The organism is Enterococcus sp. DIV1937 (genome assembly GCF_050535975.1).
GTDB classification, from domain to species: Bacteria; Bacillota; Bacilli; order Lactobacillales; family Enterococcaceae; genus Enterococcus; species Enterococcus faecalis.
The window spans coordinates 308,919-330,868 of record NZ_CP172909.1; the positions used below are offsets into that span (position 1 = coordinate 308,919).

The window sequence follows — 21,950 nt, forward strand, 5'->3', positions numbered from 1 at the left end:
CAATAGCATTGTAAGGAATAGATAGGAGGATGAACAATGTTACACACAGTAATTTTGAAAAACAATTACCAAGACTCCATCAATTTAATGTTATTGACCAATAAAATCAATGCATTAGATGGTGTAACCATGAGTCAAATCATGATGGGAACAGATGCCAACAAAGACATCCTTAACAACACGAACTTGTTAACGGATGAGGCCAATAGTGCATCTGCAAACGACATGATGATTGTGGTTGACAGTGAAAAAGAAAACATCATGGAAGAAGTTATGCCAGCGATTGATGAATTCTTAGATGATTTATCAGCAAAGGGAACTAGTGAAGAAGCACAAGCAGCAACTTCTTGGTCAGAAGCGTTTGATCTTTTACCAGAGGCGAATGTAGCGCTATTCAGTATTCCTGGTGAATATGGTGCGCCAGAAATGGAACGTGCCTTAAAAAATGATTTACACGTGTTCTCTTTCACGGATAATGTGTCAATTGAAGATGAAGTACGTTTGAAAAAATTAGCGCATGAAAAAGGCTTACTAATGATGGGGCCTGACTGTGGAACTGGTATTATCTCAAGTATTCCAATCGCCTTTACAAATGTTGTTTCTCCAGGAAACATTGGCGTTGTTGGTGCTTCAGGAACAGGGATTCAAGAAGTTACAACGATTATTGACCGCTTAGGTGGCGGAGTTGTTCACGCCATTGGAACTGGTGGTCGTGACTTAAGCGACAAAGTAGGCGCTATCACAGTGAAAGATGCTATTGTGGCTTTAGAAAATCACGAACCAACCGATGTGATTACAGTTATTTCTAAACCACCTGCAAAAGAAGTTCGTGATGAAGTGGTTGAATTATTACAAAGCATTTCAAAACCAGTCGTTGCGATTTTCTTAGGAGAAAAACCAACAAGTCACGAAGGCAAAGTTTATCTAGCTCATACATTAGAAGAAACAGCTAAAATTGCTGTTGATTTAGCAAATGATGTGGCCGTGAAGAAAAATTACTTTGAAGCATTAGCAAAACCAGCTGTACCAACATTACCAGAAGATAAAGTTGTAAAAGGCTTATATTCAGGTGGTACATTAGCTTCTGAAGCAGGTATGTTAATTTCTGAAGCTTTAGACCTTGGCGGTTTAGTGAAAGCAGAAGGTTATGTCTTGAAATCTCACGGTTATGAAGTCATTGACTTAGGCGATGATATGTATACACAAGGTCGTCCGCACCCAATGATTGACCCAGATGTTCGTATCGAAAAAATTCGTGAATACGCACAAGATGAAAAAACGGGGATTATCTTATTCGATGTGGTGTTAGGCTACGGTGCTCATGAAGACATGGTTGGTGCATTGTTACCAGCAATTGAAGAAGCGCGTGCCACAGCCAAAGAAGCCGGACGTGATCTTTACTTTGTTGCAACTGTTTGTGGGACGACGAAAGATCCGCAAAATTACCAATCATCGGTTGATCGTTTGAAAGAAGGCGGCGTTTTAGTTGCAGAAAGCAATGCTAAAGCTGTTCAATTAGCTCTATTGCTAAAAGGAATCGAAATTTCAGAAGACGATAAAGAAGTGGTTGCTTACAACGGACCAACTGTCGATGTACCAAAACCAGGCGAAAAAGTAATGGAACTATTAACAACCAAACCAAGAATCATTAACGTTGGGTTGCAAAGCTTTACAGAATCAATCGTTGATTACGGTGGCGAAACTGTTCAATTTAACTGGCGTCCACGTGCTAACGGCAATAAAAAAATGATTAAAATTTTGGATGCTTTGGAAGATTACAGTGAACAAATCGAAGCTGAAAATCACAAAGTAACAGACAAAATTAAAAATGCACAACCATTCTTAGTAGATGTGGTACCTGCGAAATCAGTGATTCCAGAATTAAATGATGACGCACAAAAAACATTACTTCATGCTGGACCACCAATCCAATGGTCTGAAATGACTGGACCAATGAAAGGTGCTTGTATCGGTGCAGCATTATTCGAACGTTGGGCAGACAACGAAGAAGATGCTTTGAAGATTTTTGAAGCTGGCGAAGTACGTTTCATTCCTTGTCACCATGTAAAAGCAGTAGGACCAATGGGCGGTATTACTTCTGGTAATATGCCAGTCTTTGTTGTAGAAAATCGCTTAGAAGGTAACGAAGCATACTGTATCTTGAATGAAGGTATCGGTAAAGTATTGCGTTTTGGTGCTTATTCACAAGAAGTAGTTGATCGTTTAGATTGGATTAAAGATGTTTTAGGACCAACTATTGCGAAAGCCTTGAAACTTTCTGAAGAAGGCTTGAACTTAAACGTATTGATTGCGCGCTCTATTACAATGGGTGACGAGTTCCACCAAAGAAATATTGCCGCATCTTTGAACTTCTTAAAAGAATTGTCTCCATTAATTATCAAAACAGATATTCCAGAAGATCAAAAATACGAAGTAATCAAATTCTTAGCTGACACAGATCAATTCTTCTTAAATGTCATGATGGCAACTGGAAAAGCAATTGTTGATGGTGCCCGTAAAGATACCAACGGAACGATTGTCACAACGATGACTCGTAACGGCGTGAACTTTGGGGTCCGGATTGCAGAAACAGGCGATCAATGGCATACCGCACCAGTAAATACACCAAAAGGTCTTTACTTCACTGGTTTCAGCGAAGAAGACGGAAATCCTGATGTCGGGGATAGTGCAATTACTGAAACAGTAGGCGTTGGAGCAATGGCTATGGTAGCTGCACCTGGCGTAACACGGTTTGTTGGTGCAGGTGGCTTTGAAGATGCGTTAGCAACCTCAAATGAAATGGCAAAAATCTGTGAAGGACACAACCCAACATTCTCAATTCCAACTTGGGATTTCCAAGGAACTTGTTTAGGAATTGATATCCGTAAAGTGGTGGAATTGGGAATTACACCAATCATCAATACAGGGATTGCACACAAAAATGCCGGTGTTGGTCAAATTGGTGCAGGGACAGTTAGAGCACCTCTAGGCTGTTTTGAAAAAGCCCTAGAAGCGTATGCTGAGAAACTAGGCATTACGGTTGAATAACCAACTAGTCATTAGTGACTACATTTTTCCTATCCACCAATATGGCAAGATGGGAACCATTCACAGTGTTTTTGAACGTTCATTTAATCTGAAAGTCCAGGATCAATTAATCAATGTTGCAAACTTCCATAATTATTTATCAAGCTTTGGTATGTTTTTGCCAGATCAATTGTTTCAAGAAATCTTTCCGTATGTACAACAAGGTAATAAAGTCAAAATCACAGAAAATCAGTTGACCTTTTACAGTACAGTCGGCGTGAAAACGATCCAACTCACACCTGCTGAGGTCGTTTCTTTAAACATTACTCATTTCAAGTTAGAAAAAGACCAATTACGCTTGTTGCGAGACCGCTTATTAGCGAGAAACTTAGAACGTAGAATTGGCCTGCCTTTAGACGAACGAGCGAAGCATATTTTCAAAAAAATGAGCCAAAAACAAAAAGTTTGGACACTATCGGAATGGCAAGAAGTAACGAATTATCTGATTGGTCGGGGCAAAGGGTTAACCCCGAGTGGTGATGACATTTTAGTAGCGTATCAAACAATTCTGTTCATACTTGCTGATGAAAGAGCTGCGGCGTTAGCCGCTACTCTTTCGGCAGCAAATTTATCCACAACAGATGTTAGTAAAGGCTATATTGCAAGCTCGGCTAAGGGATATGTAAATTCATTGTTGTATCAGTTACTCTTGGATTTGGAGAACCATCGGGATAATAGAGTTGACGAAAATATTGACAGAATTATACAAATCGGACATTCCTCTGGTAAAGATATGTCATTTGGAATGTTACTAGCTTTACAATCTGTAGAGTTAGATGAGAAGTGAGGAGAAGACATGGAGAATAGTAAAAAAAATCAAGCAGTGCAAGTGAGCAATAGTTACTGGATTAAAGTCGTAGCCATTTTCTTCGTAGGCTGGATTTTAATGTACGCAACACGAACTATTTTTAATCCAGTGATGGGGGTCATTGGAGAACAATTTGGTCTAAGTAACACACAACTTGGTTTAGCCAATAGTATCTTCTTTCTAACCTATGCTGTTGCACAGATTCCTTTTGGGATGATTGGCGATAAAATTGGGCGGAAATTAGTCATTGCTGTTGGGTTTATCGTTCTTGCTATTTCTACTTATTTTAGTGGATTAGCGACAACCTTTGTTATGTTTTTAGTCATTCGTGCAATTGCTGGTATTGGTCAAGGAGCTTACTATGGCCCGCAATATGCGCTATCGACAGAAGCGATTCCAGCAAGTAAACGGACCATCGGTAATGCCATCATCAATAGTGGGATGGCCTTCGGTACATCAGGTGGGTACTTACTTTCAAGTAAGTTGGTTTTAGAAAATGGTGAACATTGGAGCAAACCATTCTTTATCATGGCGATTCCAACGTTTATCGTAGGAATTCTTTTCTATACAATTTTGAAAGAAAAAGTGATTCGTCCTGGTGAAGAAGCTGCACGAGCAGCTGCTGAAGAAGGACCACAAGAAAAGATCTCATTAAAAGAAATTTTCTCAAATCGTAATTTATTAGCCGCATTTATTTTATGTTTCACAAGTATTTATGCAAACTTTGTCATTATTACTTGGTTGCCACAATTTTTAATTGCTGAACGTGGCTTTACAGGAGCGAGCGTTGGTTTCATTTCATCACTTGTACCATGGGCCTCTATTCCAGGAGCCTTAATCTTCGCTCGTTTGAATGATAAAACAGGTGCGACGAAAAAATTAGTCTTTACATTAGTACCTTTAGCAATCCTATCTGTCTTTGCGATTGCTTTTGTAACAAATCGGACATTGTTAATTTCTGTTTTAATTCTTTATGGGTTAACAGGGAAATTAGCGTTAGATCCAATTATGGTGACTTTTGTTACCAAACATGCACCAAAAGCGGCCTTAGGAACAACGTTAAGTGCCTATAATTTTATCGGGATGTCAGGGTCAATCCTAGCACCGTATGTCACAGGATATTTAGCAGATACAGCAGGCTCAATGCAAGTTGGCTTCTATCTTTCTTGTGTACTATTAGTTATTGGTTTACTAGCTTTTGCTTTCTTAGCTAAAGATGAGAGTAAACCGAAATTAGGTTAATTATCCCTTCGATAATGACTGAAACAATCAAAATGAGCAAGACAAAATCTTTCATTTCGTAAACAAATTATTTCTTATCCGTCGATACTGAAAAGATTTTGTCTTTGCTTTACTAAAAAGGAGCGAATCAATCAATGAGTTTAAACGTAATTGCCCTAGGTGGGAATGCTATTTTAGATACGGATCCAACAGATGAAGGCCAAAAAGCCGTCGTTAATCACGCGGCCAAATATATTGCAGAATTTGTTGCTAAAGGGGAACAAGTCATTGTCTGTCACGGAAACGGACCACAAGTAGGGAATTTGCTTTTACAACAAAAAGCAGGCGAAAGTGAAAAAAATCCAGCGTTGAAATTGGATACTTGTGTTGCGATGACACAAGGAAGCATCGGTTACTGGTTACAAAATGCTTTAACTAATGAGTTTGAAAAACGTAACATTGCTAAACCAGTTATCTCTGTAGTTACGCAAGTGCGTGTGGACAAAGAAGATCCTTCGTTTAAAAAACCATCCAAACCAATTGGTCCATTCTATACAAAAGAAGAAGCTGACGCGGAAGCAGCCAAAGATGGCTCTACGTATGTGGAAGATGCTGGCCGTGGCTACCGAAAAGTTGTTCCATCACCAATGCCTAAAGAAATTGTTGAAAAAGAGGCGGTTCGTGCTTTAGTAGAGGCGGACGTTTTAACTATCTGTTCTGGTGGCGGGGGCATTCCGGTCGTAGCAGAAGACGGACAATACGTAGGTGTGGAAGCGGTTAACGACAAAGATTTCTCTGCACGTGTTTTAGCTGAAAACGTTGATGCAGACCGTTTGATTATTTTGACAGGCGTTGATAACATCTACATTAATTACAATCAACCAGATCAAAAAGCATTAGAACAAATCAGTGTAGCCGAAGCAGAAGAATACATTAAAGAAGGTCACTTTGCTGCTGGTAGTATGCTACCAAAAATCGAAGCTGCCTTAGACTTCGTAAAAGGTGATGACAAACGGAAAGCAATCATTACTTCTATCGAAAACTTAGAAAACATCGATAAAGAAGCAGGAACTGTGATCAGTCAAAAGGGGTAGTTTACCATGAAAAAACCGTCCATGATCACCCAAATTGCAATTGCTGTTGTCGTAGGAATCCTCGTAGGACTCTTGATTCCTGCTAGCGGCAATTACTTGAAAATAGTTGGAGATGTCTTTTTGCGACTGATGCAAATGGCTATTCCTATCTTGATCTTAGGGCAAATTGTCCAAGCAGTTGGCAGTATTAATCCAAAAGAATTAACGAGCCTTGGGGGTAGAACAATCGCTGTTTTCGGGATTTCCTCCTTAGCTGCCGCTTTATGGGGCGTCCTAATGGCAGTCATTTTTAATCCAGGATATGGTGTTAAAATGACTGGCTTCCAAGATGCTTCTATTAAAGCGCAAGAAATCTCAATCACTGATACGATTTTAAATTTCGTTCCGAAAAATATTTTTGATTCACTGACTCAAGGATCGATTATTCAAATTATTGTCTTTGCATTATTTTTTGGTTTAGCACTGAATAAATACTTACAAAGCCATCCAGAGACACAACTCTTCCAAATAATTGTGGACTTTAATGAAGTTATCATTACAGTCATTCGATATGTCATGTATCTAGCACCTCTGGGGATTTTTGCTTTAATTGCTTCAACAATTAGTCACTTAGGCCTTCAAATTATTTTACCGTTAGTGAAGTATCTATTGGTCTATGGATTAGGAACTATTTTATTTTTGGGCATCTGGATTTTGGTTATCACATTGTACTGTAAAGTAAGTCCACTACGTTTAATTACAAACATGAAAAATATGTCTGTGATGGCCTTGGCGACAACTTCTTCAGCAATTACTTTACCAGTAGCTTTGGAAGAAACAGAAACAAAATTAGGTTTAAGTAAGCGAATTACTAACTTAGTGTTGCCGTTAGGTATGTCATTAAACAGTAACGGTTCAGCGATGCATATGGCTTTTACTGTAATGACTATCGCTCAGATGTATCAGCTAGATTTTGATATTACGAAAATGATTTACTTAGCAATTACAGCAACGTTTGTCTCACTAGCAAACGCAGTTGTTCCCGGTGCGGGCTTAGTCTCACTGGCAGTGATTGTTCCGCAAATGGGTTTACCCATTGAGAGTATTGCAATTTTTGCAGGCGTCGAATGGTTTGTTGGCATGTTACGAACAATTTTAAATGTCAATTCAGATGTTTACTCTGCTATTCTAGTTGCAAAATCAGTGGATGAAATTGACTATACTGTCTTTAACAGTAGCAATAAGTAGTGAAAAAAGGGGAGGAAATGCAAGGACGAAGAAGAAAATCACTTGTTTTCTTTCCCTTTTTTAAGATTAATGATAAAGGAGCAAGCGCAATGGAAGAAATGGTTGTCGTTACACCGGAAAAATTAGAAAAGCTGATGAAACAAAAATTAGAAGCTGCTGGTTTACATTCTGAACATGCCGAAGAAGTTGCTCGACATTTAACTTTTGCAGATGCTAGCGGTATTCATTCACACGGGGCGGTTCGTATGGATTATTATGCGGAACGGATTGCAAAAGGCGGGATCACGATTGACCCCGAATTATCATTTGAAAAAACTGGACCGTCCACTGCCATTTTTCATGGCGATAATGGCGTGGGTCAATTTGTTTGTAACGAAGCATTAGCTGCTGCAGTTGACCTAGCCAAAGATTCAGGGTTAGCATATGTTGGCGTTTCTCAAACGAGTCATAGCGGGACGTTATCGTATTATGTTAAAAAAGCAGCGGAACAAGGCATGGTTGCTCTTTCGATGTGTCAATCTGATCCAATGGTGGTACCGTTTGGTGGTACAAGCAATTATTTTGGAACAAATCCAATCGCTTTTGCAGCACCTAGAGCAGGTCATGAACCAGTCGTGTTTGATATGGCTACGACAGTACAGGCTTGGGGGAAAATTTTAGATGCACGTTCAAGAGATGTTGAAATTCCCGACACATGGGCAGTAGACGAAAAAGGCCAGCCAACGACTGATCCTTATGAAGTACGAGGTTTATTGCCGATTTCAGGACCAAAAGGATATGGACTAATGATGATGGTCGATGTCTTAGCTGGTTCGTTGTTAGGCTTACCTTTTGGCAAACATGTCAGCTCCATGTATGCGGATTTAACGGAGAAACGGAATCTGGGACAGATGTTTTTAATCATTGATCCAAGCCGCTTTACAGATTCTGAACGATTTAAAGAAAATATTAATCAAATGGTGGAAGAGCTTCATAGTGTGCCTACAGCAGAAGGGTTTCAACAAGTTTACTATCCAGGAGAAATTGGTCAGCTAAACTATCAAAAAGCCATGTCAGAAGGCATTGAAATTCCACAAAGTATTTATGATTATTTAGTTAGTGAGATTGTACATTACGATAAATATGGCGGGCAAGGTGCCTTTGCCAAATAATGAGGAGCGCAGAGAGTATTCGCTACTGCGTTGCTCTCGCCTTCTTTCTATTGGAGGAAAGTAAGATGAAAAAATCGTCAAAAGTAGCACTTATTTTTGCATTCTTAGTTAGTATTTTTGTGCCAGTTGCGGCCTTTGCTGATGAGATTGGGGATGTAGTTGCCCCGACAGGAATCATGGCATTAGTTGTGATTATTCCATTGATTGTTGTTTTGGTTCTATTGTTTATGAAAGTCGATATGATTATCGCTGGTTTAATTGGTGGCGTCTTAGCGATGCTGATTGGTGGCATTGGACTAGAAGAAGCGAATAAACAGATGTTGGAAGCTATCCCAATGATGTTAGGAATTACCGTTCCCATCATTAATTCAGCTGTTGCGATGGCGGTCTTTAAAGCAGGTAGTTATTCAGCTGCATTAACTTTAGCCAAACGAGGCACAAAAGGAAAAGTCGAGTATGTTTCAGCTTTTATTGTTATCTTATTAGCCGCAGCCACATATATGTCAGGAATTGGTGGCGGAAGTGCGATGGTTATTGCGCCATTGGCCTTTGCTGCAGTTGGGGTTGTTCCTGAATTAATTGCAGCAATGTCTTTAGCTGCTGCGGTATCATTTACAACATCACCCGCTTCATTAGAATCAAGTATTGTTTCAAAATTAGGCGATATCAGTGTCGGTTCATATGTTTCAACCATGCGACCTTACTGGTTATTCTTCGTAGCATTAGCGATTGTGTTAGCCTTTTGGGGAACGAAACATAGAAATGTTGGCTTTAAAGAGTCGGCAGATGATGAATTTGATAAAAAGAGCAATGGTGAATTATTTAAAATTACCTTGCCAGCCATTTTCTTATTGTTTGCTGTAATTTTTGGACCAATTGTGAATGATTTAATTGGTTTTGCCTTCTTTACGCCACTTGTATACATGATTTTAACATTAGTTTTAATTTTCTTATGTACAGATTTCTCAATGAACAAATCTGTCGAAGCGATGGTAGATGGGTCTACATATATTTTGACTCGTTTATTCCAAGTAGGGATTTTCTTAGCCTTTATTAATGTTATTGCACAAACAGGAACGTTTGCTGTAATCGCAGGTGTTGCTGAAAATGCACCAGCCTTTATTGTCGTGCCAGTTGCCATTTTAACAGGGATTTTAATTGGGATTCCAGCTGGGGCCTACGTAGGTTCTGTTTTAACTTTAGTGCTACCAGTTGCTGTATCGTTGAACTTCCCGCCGTTAGCATTAGGTTTTGTAGCAATGGGTGTTGGTTTAGGTAGTCAAATGAGTTTCGTTAATATTACTATGCAAGCTTTATCTTCAGGCTTCCAAATTCCAATTTTGGATGTTGTTAAAGGAAACGTGAAATGGTTAAGTATTGCCTCTGTACTATTATTAGTTATCGGTTTAATCTTTGGATAAAAAACAATTTAGGGAGTGGAAAACATGGATTTATTAATTAAACAAGTTCGTCTTCAAGACGGTGAAGCATTACAAGATGTAGCTATTAAAGAAGGTAAAATCATTGAAATCGCCCCAGTTATTACTGGCGATGCCAAAGAAGTCATCGAAGCAGATGGTCGTGTTTTAATCCCAGGTTTTGTAGAAAGCCATTTACATTTGGACAAGGCATTAATTGCTGATCGTAAACCAAATAAATCAGGTACGTTGAAAGAAGCAATTGAAGTAACCGCAGAATTAAAACCAACATTTACCGAAGAAGACATTTACGACCGTGCCAAACGTGCTTTAGAAATGTTAATCGTTCATGGGACCACGGCGTTAAGAACGCATGCAGAATTTGACCCAGCGCAAGGTTTTACTGGCTTCAAAACAATTATGCGTTTGAAAGAAGAATACAAAGAGTTAATTGACATGCAAGTAGTTGCATTTCCGCAAGAAGGAATTTTTAAAGCCCCTGGAACAGAACAAATGATGTATGAAGCAATGGATATGGGCGCAGACGTTGTCGGCGGTATTCCTTATAATGATGCACCAGCGAAAGAACATATTGATTTAGTGTTTGAAATTGCTAAAAAATATGATAAAGATGTAGATTTACACCAAGATTTTGCCGATGAAGCTGATGATATGAGTATTGAATATTTATGTGAAAAAACCATCGCTGAAGGCTACCAAGGCCGTGTTTCAGTGGGCCACTTAACGGCATTGCATGCCTTACCTGAAGCAGAATTGGCGCCTATTATTGCAAAAATGGCGGAAGCAAATATTAGCGTGATGGCTTTACCAGCAACGGATTTACATTTAGGGGCTCGTGGTGATCAGTACAATGTTCGACGTGCGGTTACGCCAATCCGTAAATTACGCGATGGTGGCGTGAATGTCTGTATTGCTACGAATAATATTCGCAATGCTTTTACACCATATGGCACAGGGGATATTGTTCAAACAGCGATGTTAGCCATTCCTGTTGGGCACCTAGGTGGAGCGGATGACTTAAAAACAGTGCTACCAATGGTAACAACAAGTCCTGCTCGTGCGATGGGACTAGAAGGATACGGTGTCGCAGTTGGGAATAAAGCAGATTTAGTCTTATTAGACACAAAAGTGGTTGAACATGCGATTATTGATATTCCAGAACGGTTATATGTTATTAAAAACGGCCGTGTTACAGTCAAGACAGACAAAAAAGTCGAAATCATTCGTTAAGAAAAAAAACAAAAAGCTCAAAATGTTAGTTGTCAAAACTAACATTTTGAGCTTTTTTTGATAAAGGTAAAGCTAGGAAGGTGAAAATATGATTAATTTATCCTGTTTTAGCTATGATTCTCTATTGAAAAGTTTATTTTCAGTTTATTTTTGGTCGATTTTCCTTGATATATATAGAATCTTCAGGAAATGCTCCTATCTGTTTAAAATTCGGAATTTCAGAAATTATTCTTTTTTGCTAAACTAGTTATAACTGGTTAGTAAAAAGAAGTATTGGACGAATAGCGCTGAAACAAGTGAATGATCCAAAGTATAAAGAAAAATGAAACCGATACCACAAGACAAGACTGTTGCTGAAAATGGTAAGTGATCATTCTGCTAAGTTTAGTGTCTTAATGTTTAGTTAACTAAGAATTGTTGGATTGTTCTTTAGAAAGAAGGGACAATATGAAGCGAAGTAAATGGAAAGAATTGATAGTAACGGGCATCTGCCATATATTAGTATTCCCCATACTAATACAGACAACTGTTTTTGCAGAAACATTACCAAGTACAAAACAAGTAAGAGAAGGAACCAATCATTCATTAACAGCAGAAAAAGCCGAAAGTGAACAACCACAGACAAAGGATAAACTACATGATGAAGAACCACTAGCATTGCCAAAAAGTGAGTTAATCGATAATGAGGCTAATGTTACAAGTCAAACGATTAGAGAAAGAATTGAGACGCCTAACCTAACTTATCGTTATGGATTTATTAATGAAGAGGGGCAGCCAGTAAACGCCAATGAGATCCTTCTACAGTATCATAGTTGGCAAGGCAATTCCCCAGATGGCATAAATGTGTGGGAAGGTGAAAGTCAACCAGTGACAGCATCTACAGTGGCTAATTTAAAAGAAGTGGTAATTCCAAGTGAGAAAGTAGCCGTCTATTCCGACATGTCAACGGTGCTTGCAGCGAGTAATCAAACATTTTTTTTACCAAGATATTATACTTCTTTAAGCTTATACAATAAGAAAGGGGAAATTGATCCCAATTATCCGCTGCCAACTATTTCCGACGCATCAGGAAACCAATATCCAACAACAATTTCGCAATTTGAATTGGAAAAAATGTCTGCACAACAATATAGTCAGAAAACAGGAGTAACGTTTAACATTAGCGAGAGTCAAAAACTAATCGTTCCTTTGTACAACCAAGTGAAGGTTGATTCATCGAATCAATCTGGGCTATTGAATTACTTTAAATTTTCAGGGCCGGTTTATTATCATGTTACCAATCGCAAAGTGACAGAACATTTTGTGGATACTCAAGGGAAACCAATCCCTCCACCACCGGGGTTTAGACAAGGAAAGCAAACACTTATTGAGCGTGACCCTTACGCATTTAAACAGAAAGATCTTTTGCCAAGTAGCTATGAAATTGACTCAAAAACGTATCAATTTCAAGGATGGTATAAAGGGAAAACGAAACCTGAAAATTTAGAAAAAAGCGTAACGCCCAGTTATGATATTACCTATGACGACAATGATGATTTAACTGTTGTCTATAAGGAGATACCTCAAAAAAATTATACATTTGAGGATGTCAATGGTGTTGAAATTGCACCACCATCTGATTTTATTCAGGATCACCAACAACCAATAACTACGGATGGCTTTCGCTATTTAGCTGGAAAAAAACTGCCACAACAATACAGCGTTAACGGTAAAACTTATTTATATCAAGGTTGGTATCAAGATAAAACAAAACAAGAGAGCTTAGAAAAAACGAAGCGACCCATAAACTCCCCTGTTTTTAATGAAATGAACGCTATTACAGCAGTGTATAAGGAAATAACTGCAAAAGCTGAAATGCAAATAGAAGGACTAGTCAAAGTCATGCCAAGTGGTTATATACAAATTTGGCAGATTATGCTTACAAATGTGGGAGAAGTACCGTTAAAAAAAATAAACTTAAAGCCAGCAATTGGTTGGTCACCAGGTCTAGCTCGGCCAATCCAAGTCACGATTCGTGTTGGATCTGAACCAAACAAAATTGTTCCTATTACTGATGAAAATTGGCGAGTTGGCATTGCTTTAAATACGGAAGTGCCTATTGGTCAGACAGCAACTATTATGATGACAACAATTGCTACAGGTGAACCAGATCAAGTGTTACAAGCGGCTGTTGAAATGAATGGAAATTTTTCTGCTGTTCACGCAGCTGATACTGTCAGAATCCAACCTAAAAATCAAGAAATTGTGGCACCAGATGAGGAAGGTTTTATCAGCACACCAACTTTTGATTTTGGCAAAGTCGCCATTTCTAGCAACACGCAGCAACATGGTTTAAAGCAGGCAGCAGATTATTATGAAAATGGTCAGGAAAATCCATATTTACGTTTGAAAAAATCACAACCCAATTGGGCACTAACTGCAGAACTATCCCCCTTTGAAGGAAGAGTGGATCAACTATCATCAATGACAAAGTTATTGTTAGGAACAACCAATGTTTCAGGTTTTATTCAGTACAATCAACCAACGGAAACTAAAGTTGCTCTTGGCAAAACAACCGCTATTCAATTAGTTGCCAACGGTGTAGCTAGCCATATTGTTGCCAATGGTCAGTTTGACGAAAGTGATGTTTATCAATTTGATTTTTCTTTTGATCAAATCAAATTAGAAATTCCAGCAAATCAAGGTAGAAAAGATCAAACTTATCAAGCAATGGTGACTTGGAATTTAGTGACAGGCCCATAAGTCCATAAAAAATAAATTGAATAGTTTGATCAAAAATATTGCATAGAAATAATAAAAGGCGGCTCAACGAAGCGGCCTTTTTCTTGATTCGTTACCAAAATATAACGAATTTTGTAACAAAAACGTTTAATAAAAAGAAGGAAAAATGATTAATTTTACGAAAAAAAGCATATATCGACAAAAAAGAAGCAAAATTTGAATAAAAAAAGAAAAAATATGAAAAAAAATCGAAGAATTGTTTAACAATTGAAAACACGTGAAAACTAGTCGTGACAAGGTGTAAAAGCCTTACAAAAGGTAAGTTTACCTATTATGGAGAAAGAAGGAGTGATCTGAAATGTTTTTGTAACATTTCTATTGCTTAATTGAAATATGGGTGTGGTAGAATGTTTTTGTCGTAAGAAAAGATTAAGATATTTTAAATAAACTTTAGAAATTAATTCGGAGGAATGACAAGTGAAGAAACGTCTATTTGCATCAGTATTACTATGTTCATTAACGCTATCAGCAATTGCTACCCCAAGCATCGCTTTGGCGGACAATGTTGATAAAAAAATTGAAGAAAAAAATCAAGAAATTTCATCATTAAAAGCAAAACAAGGGGATTTAGCTTCACAAGTATCTTCTTTAGAAGCAGAAGTATCTTCAGTATTTGATGAAAGCATGGCTTTACGTGAACAAAAGCAAACACTAAAAGCAAAATCAGAACAATTACAACAAGAAATTACAAACTTGAATCAACGTATTGAAAAACGTAACGAAGCAATCAAAAATCAAGCACGTGATGTTCAAGTTAATGGACAAAGCACAACAATGCTAGATGCAGTTTTAGATGCGGACTCAGTTGCAGATGCAATCAGCCGTGTTCAAGCTGTTTCAACAATCGTAAGTGCCAACAACGACTTAATGCAACAACAAAAAGAAGACAAACAAGCGGTTGTTGATAAAAAAGCTGAAAACGAGAAAAAAGTGAAACAACTTGAAGCAACAGAAGCTGAATTAGAAACAAAACGTCAAGATTTACTTTCTAAACAATCTGAATTAAACGTAATGAAAGCTTCATTAGCATTAGAACAATCATCAGCTGAAAGTTCTAAAGCTGGCTTAGAAAAACAAAAAGCAGCTGCTGAAGCAGAGCAAGCACGCTTAGCTGCTGAACAAAAAGCTGCAGCTGAAAAAGCTAAACAAGCTGCTGCAAAACCAGTTCAAGCTAAAGCAGAAGTAAAAGCAGAAGCACCAGTTGCCTCTTCTTCAACAACAGAAGCGCAAGCGCCAGCAAGCTCAAGCTCAGCAACTGAATCAAGCACGCAACAAACAACTGAAACAACTACACCAAGTACAGATAATAGTGCAACAGAAAATACTGGCTCTTCTTCAGAACAATCAACAACACCAAGTGGTAGTGAAAGTAATGGTGAGGGAACAGTTACACCACCAACACCAGAACCAGATAAAAAAGATCCAATTCCAACACCACCACCAGCTACAGGTGATGTGACGCTTGATGCATTGAACGTTCTACGTCAATCATTAGGTTTACGTCCAGTAGTATGGGATGCAGGCTTAGCAGCTTCTGCAACTGCTCGTGCAGCACAAGTTGAAGCAGGTGGCATTCCAAATGATCACTGGTCTCGTGGAGATGAAGTTATCGCAATTATGTGGGCGCCAGGTAACTCAGTAATCATGGCATGGTACAATGAAACAGGTATGGTAACAGCTTCAGGTAGCGGTCACCGTGATTGGGAAATTAACCCAGGTATTACACGTGTCGGTTTTGGTTACTCAGGTAGCACAATCGTAGGACACTCAGCCTAATCAGCAATGATAAAAATAGACGTAAGCAGCTTCTGAAAAGAAGCTGCTTTTTTCATTACTATTTCATCCATCTCCGTTGACAAATTTGCTAAACGTGGTATTCTAATTATAATCTAATAATTTCCGTTGAATAGGAAAGTAAATACAAGACAGTTGGTAGAGAGACTTTGGTTGGTGAAAAAAGTTAGATGTCTGTATCGAAAAATGGCCTAGGAGGAATTTTTGTCGAAACGTAGGCAAAAACGTAATGTCTTTCGTTAACAAGACCGCTGATTATGATTGTCAGTTGAAGGGAAAGAGTCATCTTTCCGAAAAAAGGTGGTACCGCGATAATAATCGCCCTTTTACTAGTTACGGCTAGTAAAAGGGCGTTTTTTTATAAATAAAAATAGGAAAGAGTGAGGCAAATGAGTAGTCAGATTCCTTTTACAGTTGATCATGTGGGAAGTTTTTTACGTCCGGAAACAATTAAGAAAGCACGGAAAAAGGTCCAAGCAGGTGCTTTATCTCAAGCAGAGCTACGTCTTATTGAAGATGAGGAAATCAAAGCATTAGTAGCAAAACAAAAAGCTGGCGGTTTACGGGGAATCACAGATGGTGAATTTCGTCGCGGTTTTTGGCATATTGATTTCTTAGAAGGATTAAATGGTGTGACAGGCTATATCCCAGAAACGGGGTATAACCAAACCTTTCATGGAAAAGCAGCTCCAGCCTATAATATCCGCGTAGTGGATAAAATATCTTTTCCTGCGCAACATCCATTTTTAGAGGACTTTTCATTTTTAAAAGAGGTGGTGGAAGTTGGTGATGGCACGGTAGCCAAAGCAACGATCCCTAGTCCGACCATGATTTTACGTCAAGAAATTTTATCCAACGACGGCACCTCGCGTATTCAAACAATTTATCCAGAGATTGGTGATTTTTATAAGGATTTAGCACAAACATATAAAGATGCAATTGCGGCCTTTTACGAGAGAGGTTGCCGTTATTTGCAATTTGATGATACAAATTGGGCGTTTCTAGCGGATCAGACAAAACAAGAAGAATTACGAGCCAAAGGAATACAGCCAGAAGAAATTGCACAAGTGTGTACCACGATTATTAATGAAGCCTTAGCTGGCAAGCCAGAAGATTTAACTGTAACCACACACATTTGCCGTGGGAACCATGCTTCGTCTTGGTTATTTTCAGGTGGTTATGAACCGATAGCAAAAGAATTATTTGCTACGAATTATGATGGTTTTTTCTTGGAATATGACTCAGATCGTGCAGGGGACTTTTCACCATTAAGACATTGGCAAAATAATGGCAGCAAAGTCGTTTTAGGTTTAGTTACTTCTAAGTTTCCTGGATTAGAAGAGACTGAACAAGTGAAAGCACGAATTGAAGAAGCCCAACAGTTTGTTCCTTTAGAAAACTTAAGTATTAGTCCGCAATGCGGTTTTGCTTCAACGGAAGAAGGAAATCGTTTGACGGAGAAAGAACAATGGCGCAAAGTTCAATTACTTCAAGAAATTGCTAGAGAAGTATGGTAAAAAACTGGGACATAAGTCTAAACGGCTTATGTCCCAGTTTTTTCATTGTATTATTTTAAATATTGATCTTTAGTAAAATTCGTGTGTTCATACTCGCCGTTGTCACCATAAAAGCGGTTATAGCGTTGTTTGAATTTGCGGAATAAATAAATGACTGTCACTTTAACTAGGCAATACATTGGAATCCCAAAAATAACGCCCATTAAACCAAACAGTTCACCCATAACTAACAAGACAAGTAAAATAGTAATCGGATGGACTTTTAATTTATCGCCCATCACACGAGGAATAACAAAATCACCATGAATCAATTGGATGGCAAACCAGACGATAACAAATTTAACTACCATAAATGTGGAATCCTGAAAGGCAATAATCAATCCAGGAATAAAGGCAATAAATGGCCCGATATAAGGAATAATACATAAAATACCCGCAGCTAAAGCTAAAATGCTACCAAATTGTAAACCAATTAATAGAAAAGCTGGCCAATACATAATCCCTAAAACCAACGAAGCAATGACTTGACCTTTTAGATAATCGCCAATTTGAATGTTGGCAATTTGGCTATATTCATCAAAATCAGGACGAAAAGCTGGGGGAATGATGCCTTTTACAAAGCGATAAAACTTTTCTTTGTCTTTTAAAAGGAAAAAGGCGATGATAGGTCCTGTAAACAAGGTTAGGAAAGTAGAAGAGACTGCAGAAAAGACGCTTCCCAGACCTTGTGCGCCTGTTTGTAGGTAATCCCCTGCAAAGTCTTTAAAGGAGTTTGCAAGTTTGCCCCAGAGCTGATTAATCGACTCATTAGCAGATTCTAAATCTTTTGCAAAAGGTGTTTTAGCCATAAATTCTTGTACTGTTTGGAGCGTGCTTTTCCAAAAACTTGGGAATTGTTTGATTAATTCTTCCGTTTGGTCTTGGATAATTGGGAAAAGTTGCAGTCCAGCTAACACTAATAATGCAATAATTAAGACATAGAGAATCGCAATCGCCCAAACACGGGGAATTTTTTTCTCAAGGCGTTTCACCATTGGATTAAGCAAATAAAATAGAATAATACCAAAAAGTACCGGGCCTAAGACGGCACTAAAAATAACAAAAATTGGTTTAAAGATAAATGAAACAGTGTTGAATAAAAAGATAGTTACAGCAATTAGACAAAGGATAGTTAATGTGTAAAGTAAATTTTTCCCACCTAAAAAGCGGATCCACTTGGTACTTTCTTTATCCATAAGTTGCTCCTTTCGTTAAGCTTTATTTCTAAAATGACCAATAATTTCAATGACACCCATGAAAATCAGGATAAATCCAAAGACTTGCATCAAAACTAAGAGACTTTTGAAGGGGTTGAAAACTAAAACAGCTCCAGCGATTAAAACCAGAATACTGTAGATAAGCGCGCCTGTTTGACGAGTATTTAAAGCAAAAGTCAATTGAACGAGGCCGTTTATAACAATGCTAATCCCTAATAAAAACGGCAGAATCGAAACGATCACTGGTGCAAAAAATAAAAAGGCTACTGCTAAGACGACAAAGATTAAACCTGTTACGAAACCAAGTCCCCAGCTACCCGTTTGTTTTTTTATTTTGTAGTCATCATAAATATTAATTAACCCTAAAAGCATCAAATAACCAGCAATTAAATAACCGACGAACTGGAAGAAAGCACCGGGATTAAAGACAATGGCACTTCCGATAACGATAAAGACGGCGTCGCGCAATAGGGTATGGCGCCGAAAATTTTCTCTAAAAGTTTGGAACATAAAAATCCTCCTCAATGTTATTGTTTCTTTTATTCTAGCGGAAAAAAGAAAAAAGTGCGAGTGGTAGCTCTAAAAAGTGTTGGAAACTGTGTCTTTAGAAAAAATAACATTAAAAATTAAAAAAGTCTTACAAATGAGCGAAAATTGGCATATAATGGAAAGTGAAATTTTATTTTAAGAAGGAGAGATTTGATGGATTTATTACCTTTATTAGGCGTATTGATCGTCATTGTCGGCTTCGCATTGAAATTTGATGCTATCTTGATTGTGATGGTTGCTTTAATAGTGACGGCTTTTACTGGCGGGCTTGGTTTGACATCAATGCTAGAAACACTAGGAACAACCTTTGTGAATAATCGAGGCATGGCTATCTTTATTATTATTATGTTAGCAACAGGAACGTTAGAAAGAAATGGCTTGAAAGAGTCAGCAGCTACGTTGATTAAACGATTCAAAAAGGTATCTGCTGGTGTGATTATTGACATTTATGGTGTCTTTCGGATTATCTTCGCCGCTTTTAACGTAAGTTTCGGTGGGGTAGCAGGTTTTGTGCGTCCGATTATTTTGCCAATGGCGTTAGGAACAATTGAATCAAAAAATTTACCAATGGTGCCAGAGTATGAAGAAGAACTAAAAGGGATGGCTTCAGCCATGGAAAATATCTGTTGGTTCTTTGGTCAAGTTTTGTTTGTTGGTGGGGCTGGGGCATTGCTTGTTCAATCAACATTGAAAGATTTAGGCTATGAAGTGACATTAGGTAAACTGGCTTTAGTGGAAGTACCAGTCGCCTTAGTTGCCTTAATTTCGGCAAGTATTTACTTTACTTTAAAAGAAAAAAGATTACGTAAAAAATATTATGGACAGGAGGGACTGAAATGAGTTTTTTCACAGATCCAAGTATTGATTTGAGTGCAAAGTTATTGGAAGTCCTTTACATTTTTATGGGGATTATCTTGTTATATACGAGTTTTCGTAGTTTTCGTGATAAAACCAATCAACATGCGTATGGGACTAGTTTATTCTGGGGAATTTTAGGAATCTTAATCGGTTTTGGTCGGTTTATTCCACCAGTTGCCTGTGGCGTACTTATTTTTGTGATGACAATTCCGGCAATTCTTCAAAAAGTGACAAAAGGAGAAAGTCGCTTACCTTCGAAAGAATACATGGAAAAAATGTCTCAAAAATTAGGAATGAAGATTTTTATTCCCGCACTAAGTATCGGGGTTTTTGCAATTCTTTTTGCCACATTGACTACTTTAGGAGCTTTAGTCGGTGTCGGTGTTGGTGTCTTTGTAGCGATTTTCATCATGATGTTCTTTTCTAAAAATAATACGCCGAAAGTATTTTTTGATGATGCGGCGGAAATGTTAGAAACAGTCGGTCCTCTTAGTACGTTGCCAATGCTGTTAGCTTGTTTAGGTGCTGTTTTTACTAGCGCTGGTGTTGGTGAGATTATTTCAAAAGGGGTTAGTGCCGTAGTACCAGCAGGAAATGTCAATGTAGGGATTATTATTTATGCTGTGGGAATGGTTATTTTTACGGCTATCATGGGCAATGCCTTTGCAGCAATAACCGTGATGACAGTCGGAATTGGTGTGCCGTTTGTCTTTTCTTTAGGTGCAGATCCCGCATTAGTTGGGATGGTTGCCTTAACATGTGGTTTTTGTGGTACACTGTTAACACCGATGGCTGCGAACTTTAATATCGTACCTGTAGCCATGTTGGAAATGAAAGATAAGTACGGCGTCATTAAAAATCAATTGCCGATTGCACTTTTCATGTTAATTTTCCAAATTGTTTATATGATTCTATTCAAATAAGAAAGGATGATCGAAATGAAAGTTGTCGTTACTGGCTTTGATCCATTTGGAGGAGAAGCAATCAATCCTGCCTTTGAAGCAGTCAAAAAATTACCTGCTGAAATTGCAGGAGCTGAAATTATTAAAGTTGAGGTGCCAACTGTTTTTGGCACTAGTGGTGAAAAAGTGGCTGAAGCAATTGAAACCCATCAACCAGATATGGTGATTTGTGTTGGACAAGCAGGCGGCCGTCAAACAGTCACTGTTGAAAAAGTGGCGATTAATTTAGCGGAAGCGCGTATCCCGGATAATGCAGGACAACAACCAAGCGATGTGCCGTTGGTTGAAGATGGAGCAACAGCCTATTTTACAAATTTACCGATTAAAGCGATGGTAAAAAATTGTCATGACCATCAATTACCTGCAGCGATTTCTTATACAGCAGGAACCTTTGTATGTAATGATATTATGTATCACTTACTACACTTAATTAACACTAAATATCCAACTATTCGTGGCGGATTTATTCATGTTCCGTTCCTACCAGAACAAACAATTGATAAACCAACGTTTGCTTCTATGTCATTAGAAGCAATCACAGATTCTTTGTTCTATATGATTGAAGCAGCAGTAAAAACGCAAGAAGATATTCAACTACAAGGTGGCACAACCCATTAATTAACAGGCGCTTTCGTGAGAACGGAGGCGCTTTTCTATTTTTACAAAAAGAAAAAGTAATTTTTGTTGGCGTGTGAAAAAATTTTTTATACTATTTTCGTTGACAAGTCGGTTTCTTCTTGGTATATTGAGATTCATAAATTATTAGCCCAGTAGGAAATAGATGTTTTGTTCAGAAAGTCGATGGTTGCTGCGAATCGATCAAGTCTATTTGTGAATTACACTAATAAGTAGTAACAATTACATAATACATAAGCGAGAAGCAAGTAAGCTTCTAATTAAGGTGGTACCGCGGAGAGATTCGTCCTTATTCTTTAAGGATGAATCTCTCTTTTTATGTAGCTTTAGGAGGCGTTTT

The 21,950-nt window shown here is 38.1% G+C and carries 16 protein-coding genes and 2 other annotated features; of the genes, 14 read left to right on the forward strand and 2 right to left on the reverse strand.

Going from position 1 to position 21,950, the window contains the following annotated elements; translation table 11 throughout:
• Positions 1-36 precede the first annotated feature (36 nt).
• The 11 genes from fdrA to IGL13_RS01660 all read left to right on the forward strand — a co-directional run bounded on the left by fdrA (position 37) and on the right by IGL13_RS01660 (position 17,349).
• Positions 37-3,048 carry a DUF1116 domain-containing protein gene (fdrA, locus tag IGL13_RS01610; protein ID WP_002355249.1) on the forward strand — a complete coding sequence of 1,004 codons (3,012 nt, stop codon included), beginning with the start codon at positions 37-39 and terminating at the stop codon, positions 3,046-3,048.
• Positions 3,041-3,874, forward strand: a complete 834-nt coding sequence (locus IGL13_RS01615) for a DUF2877 domain-containing protein (RefSeq protein WP_002355250.1) — start codon at positions 3,041-3,043, stop codon at positions 3,872-3,874. Before fdrA ends, IGL13_RS01615 begins: the two co-directional genes overlap by 8 nt.
• A 9-nt stretch (positions 3,875-3,883) precedes the next feature.
• Positions 3,884-5,137 carry an MFS transporter gene (locus IGL13_RS01620; RefSeq protein ID WP_002355251.1) on the forward strand — a complete coding sequence of 418 codons (1,254 nt, stop codon included), beginning with the start codon at positions 3,884-3,886 and terminating at the stop codon, positions 5,135-5,137.
• A 134-nt stretch (positions 5,138-5,271) separates the two neighbouring features.
• Positions 5,272-6,210 (forward strand): carbamate kinase, encoded by a 939-nt coding sequence (gene arcC, locus IGL13_RS01625; protein ID WP_002355252.1) that lies wholly within the window; start codon positions 5,272-5,274, stop codon positions 6,208-6,210.
• Between the two features lie 6 nt (positions 6,211-6,216).
• Positions 6,217-7,437 (forward strand): dicarboxylate/amino acid:cation symporter, encoded by a 1,221-nt coding sequence (locus IGL13_RS01630; RefSeq protein WP_002355253.1) that lies wholly within the window; start codon positions 6,217-6,219, stop codon positions 7,435-7,437.
• Positions 7,438-7,526: 89 nt separating this feature from the next.
• Complete coding sequence (gene allD / locus IGL13_RS01635) at positions 7,527-8,588, forward strand: ureidoglycolate dehydrogenase (protein ID WP_010710125.1); 1,062 nt, start codon at positions 7,527-7,529, stop codon at positions 8,586-8,588.
• Positions 8,588-10,009: a hypothetical protein gene (locus IGL13_RS01640; RefSeq protein ID WP_002385370.1), complete on the forward strand. Its 1,422-nt coding sequence runs from the start codon at positions 8,588-8,590 to the stop codon at positions 10,007-10,009. The genes allD and IGL13_RS01640 overlap by 1 nt, the downstream gene beginning before the upstream one ends.
• Before the next feature lie 24 nt (positions 10,010-10,033).
• The gene (locus IGL13_RS01645; RefSeq protein ID WP_002389547.1) at positions 10,034-11,257 is read left to right on the forward strand and encodes an amidohydrolase family protein; all 1,224 of its coding nucleotides are present in this window, start codon (positions 10,034-10,036) and stop codon (positions 11,255-11,257) included.
• A gap of 447 nt (positions 11,258-11,704) precedes the next feature.
• Positions 11,705-13,999: a WxL domain-containing protein gene (locus IGL13_RS01650; RefSeq protein ID WP_002401740.1), complete on the forward strand. Its 2,295-nt coding sequence runs from the start codon at positions 11,705-11,707 to the stop codon at positions 13,997-13,999.
• Between the two features lie 456 nt (positions 14,000-14,455).
• A complete protein-coding gene (locus IGL13_RS01655) occupies positions 14,456-15,814 on the forward strand; it encodes a PcsB-like coiled-coil domain-containing protein (protein WP_002377904.1) in 1,359 nt (452 codons plus the stop codon).
• A gap of 117 nt (positions 15,815-15,931) precedes the next feature.
• Positions 15,932-16,161, forward strand: a binding site (T-box leader).
• Between the two features lie 60 nt (positions 16,162-16,221).
• A complete protein-coding gene (locus tag IGL13_RS01660) occupies positions 16,222-17,349 on the forward strand; it encodes a 5-methyltetrahydropteroyltriglutamate--homocysteine S-methyltransferase (RefSeq protein WP_002377905.1) in 1,128 nt (375 codons plus the stop codon).
• A 50-nt stretch (positions 17,350-17,399) separates the two neighbouring features.
• On the opposite strand, the gene IGL13_RS01665 is transcribed toward IGL13_RS01660, so the two are convergent.
• Together IGL13_RS01665 and IGL13_RS01670 are read right to left on the reverse strand one after the other, a co-directional pair.
• Positions 17,400-18,584, reverse strand: a complete 1,185-nt coding sequence (locus IGL13_RS01665; protein ID WP_002355262.1) for an AI-2E family transporter — start codon at positions 18,582-18,584, stop codon at positions 17,400-17,402.
• 15 nt (positions 18,585-18,599) lie between these two features.
• Positions 18,600-19,115 carry an HdeD family acid-resistance protein gene (locus IGL13_RS01670; RefSeq protein WP_002381189.1) on the reverse strand — a complete coding sequence of 172 codons (516 nt, stop codon included), beginning with the start codon at positions 19,113-19,115 and terminating at the stop codon, positions 18,600-18,602.
• Positions 19,116-19,307: 192 nt separating this feature from the next.
• Here IGL13_RS01670 and IGL13_RS01675 point away from each other — a divergent pair, with 192 nt between their 5' ends.
• From IGL13_RS01675 to pcp, 3 genes are read left to right on the forward strand one after another with little or no spacing between them, the layout of a single operon-like run.
• The gene (locus tag IGL13_RS01675; RefSeq protein ID WP_002355265.1) at positions 19,308-19,994 is read left to right on the forward strand and encodes a DUF969 domain-containing protein; all 687 of its coding nucleotides are present in this window, start codon (positions 19,308-19,310) and stop codon (positions 19,992-19,994) included.
• Entirely contained in the window at positions 19,991-20,935 is a 945-nt protein-coding gene (locus IGL13_RS01680; protein WP_002355267.1) for a DUF979 domain-containing protein, read from the forward strand. The genes IGL13_RS01675 and IGL13_RS01680 overlap by 4 nt, the downstream gene beginning before the upstream one ends.
• A gap of 15 nt (positions 20,936-20,950) precedes the next feature.
• Entirely contained in the window at positions 20,951-21,592 is a 642-nt protein-coding gene (gene pcp / locus IGL13_RS01685; protein WP_002355269.1) for a pyroglutamyl-peptidase I, read from the forward strand.
• 136 nt (positions 21,593-21,728) lie between these two features.
• Positions 21,729-21,904, forward strand: a binding site (T-box leader).
• Positions 21,905-21,950 lie beyond the last annotated feature (46 nt).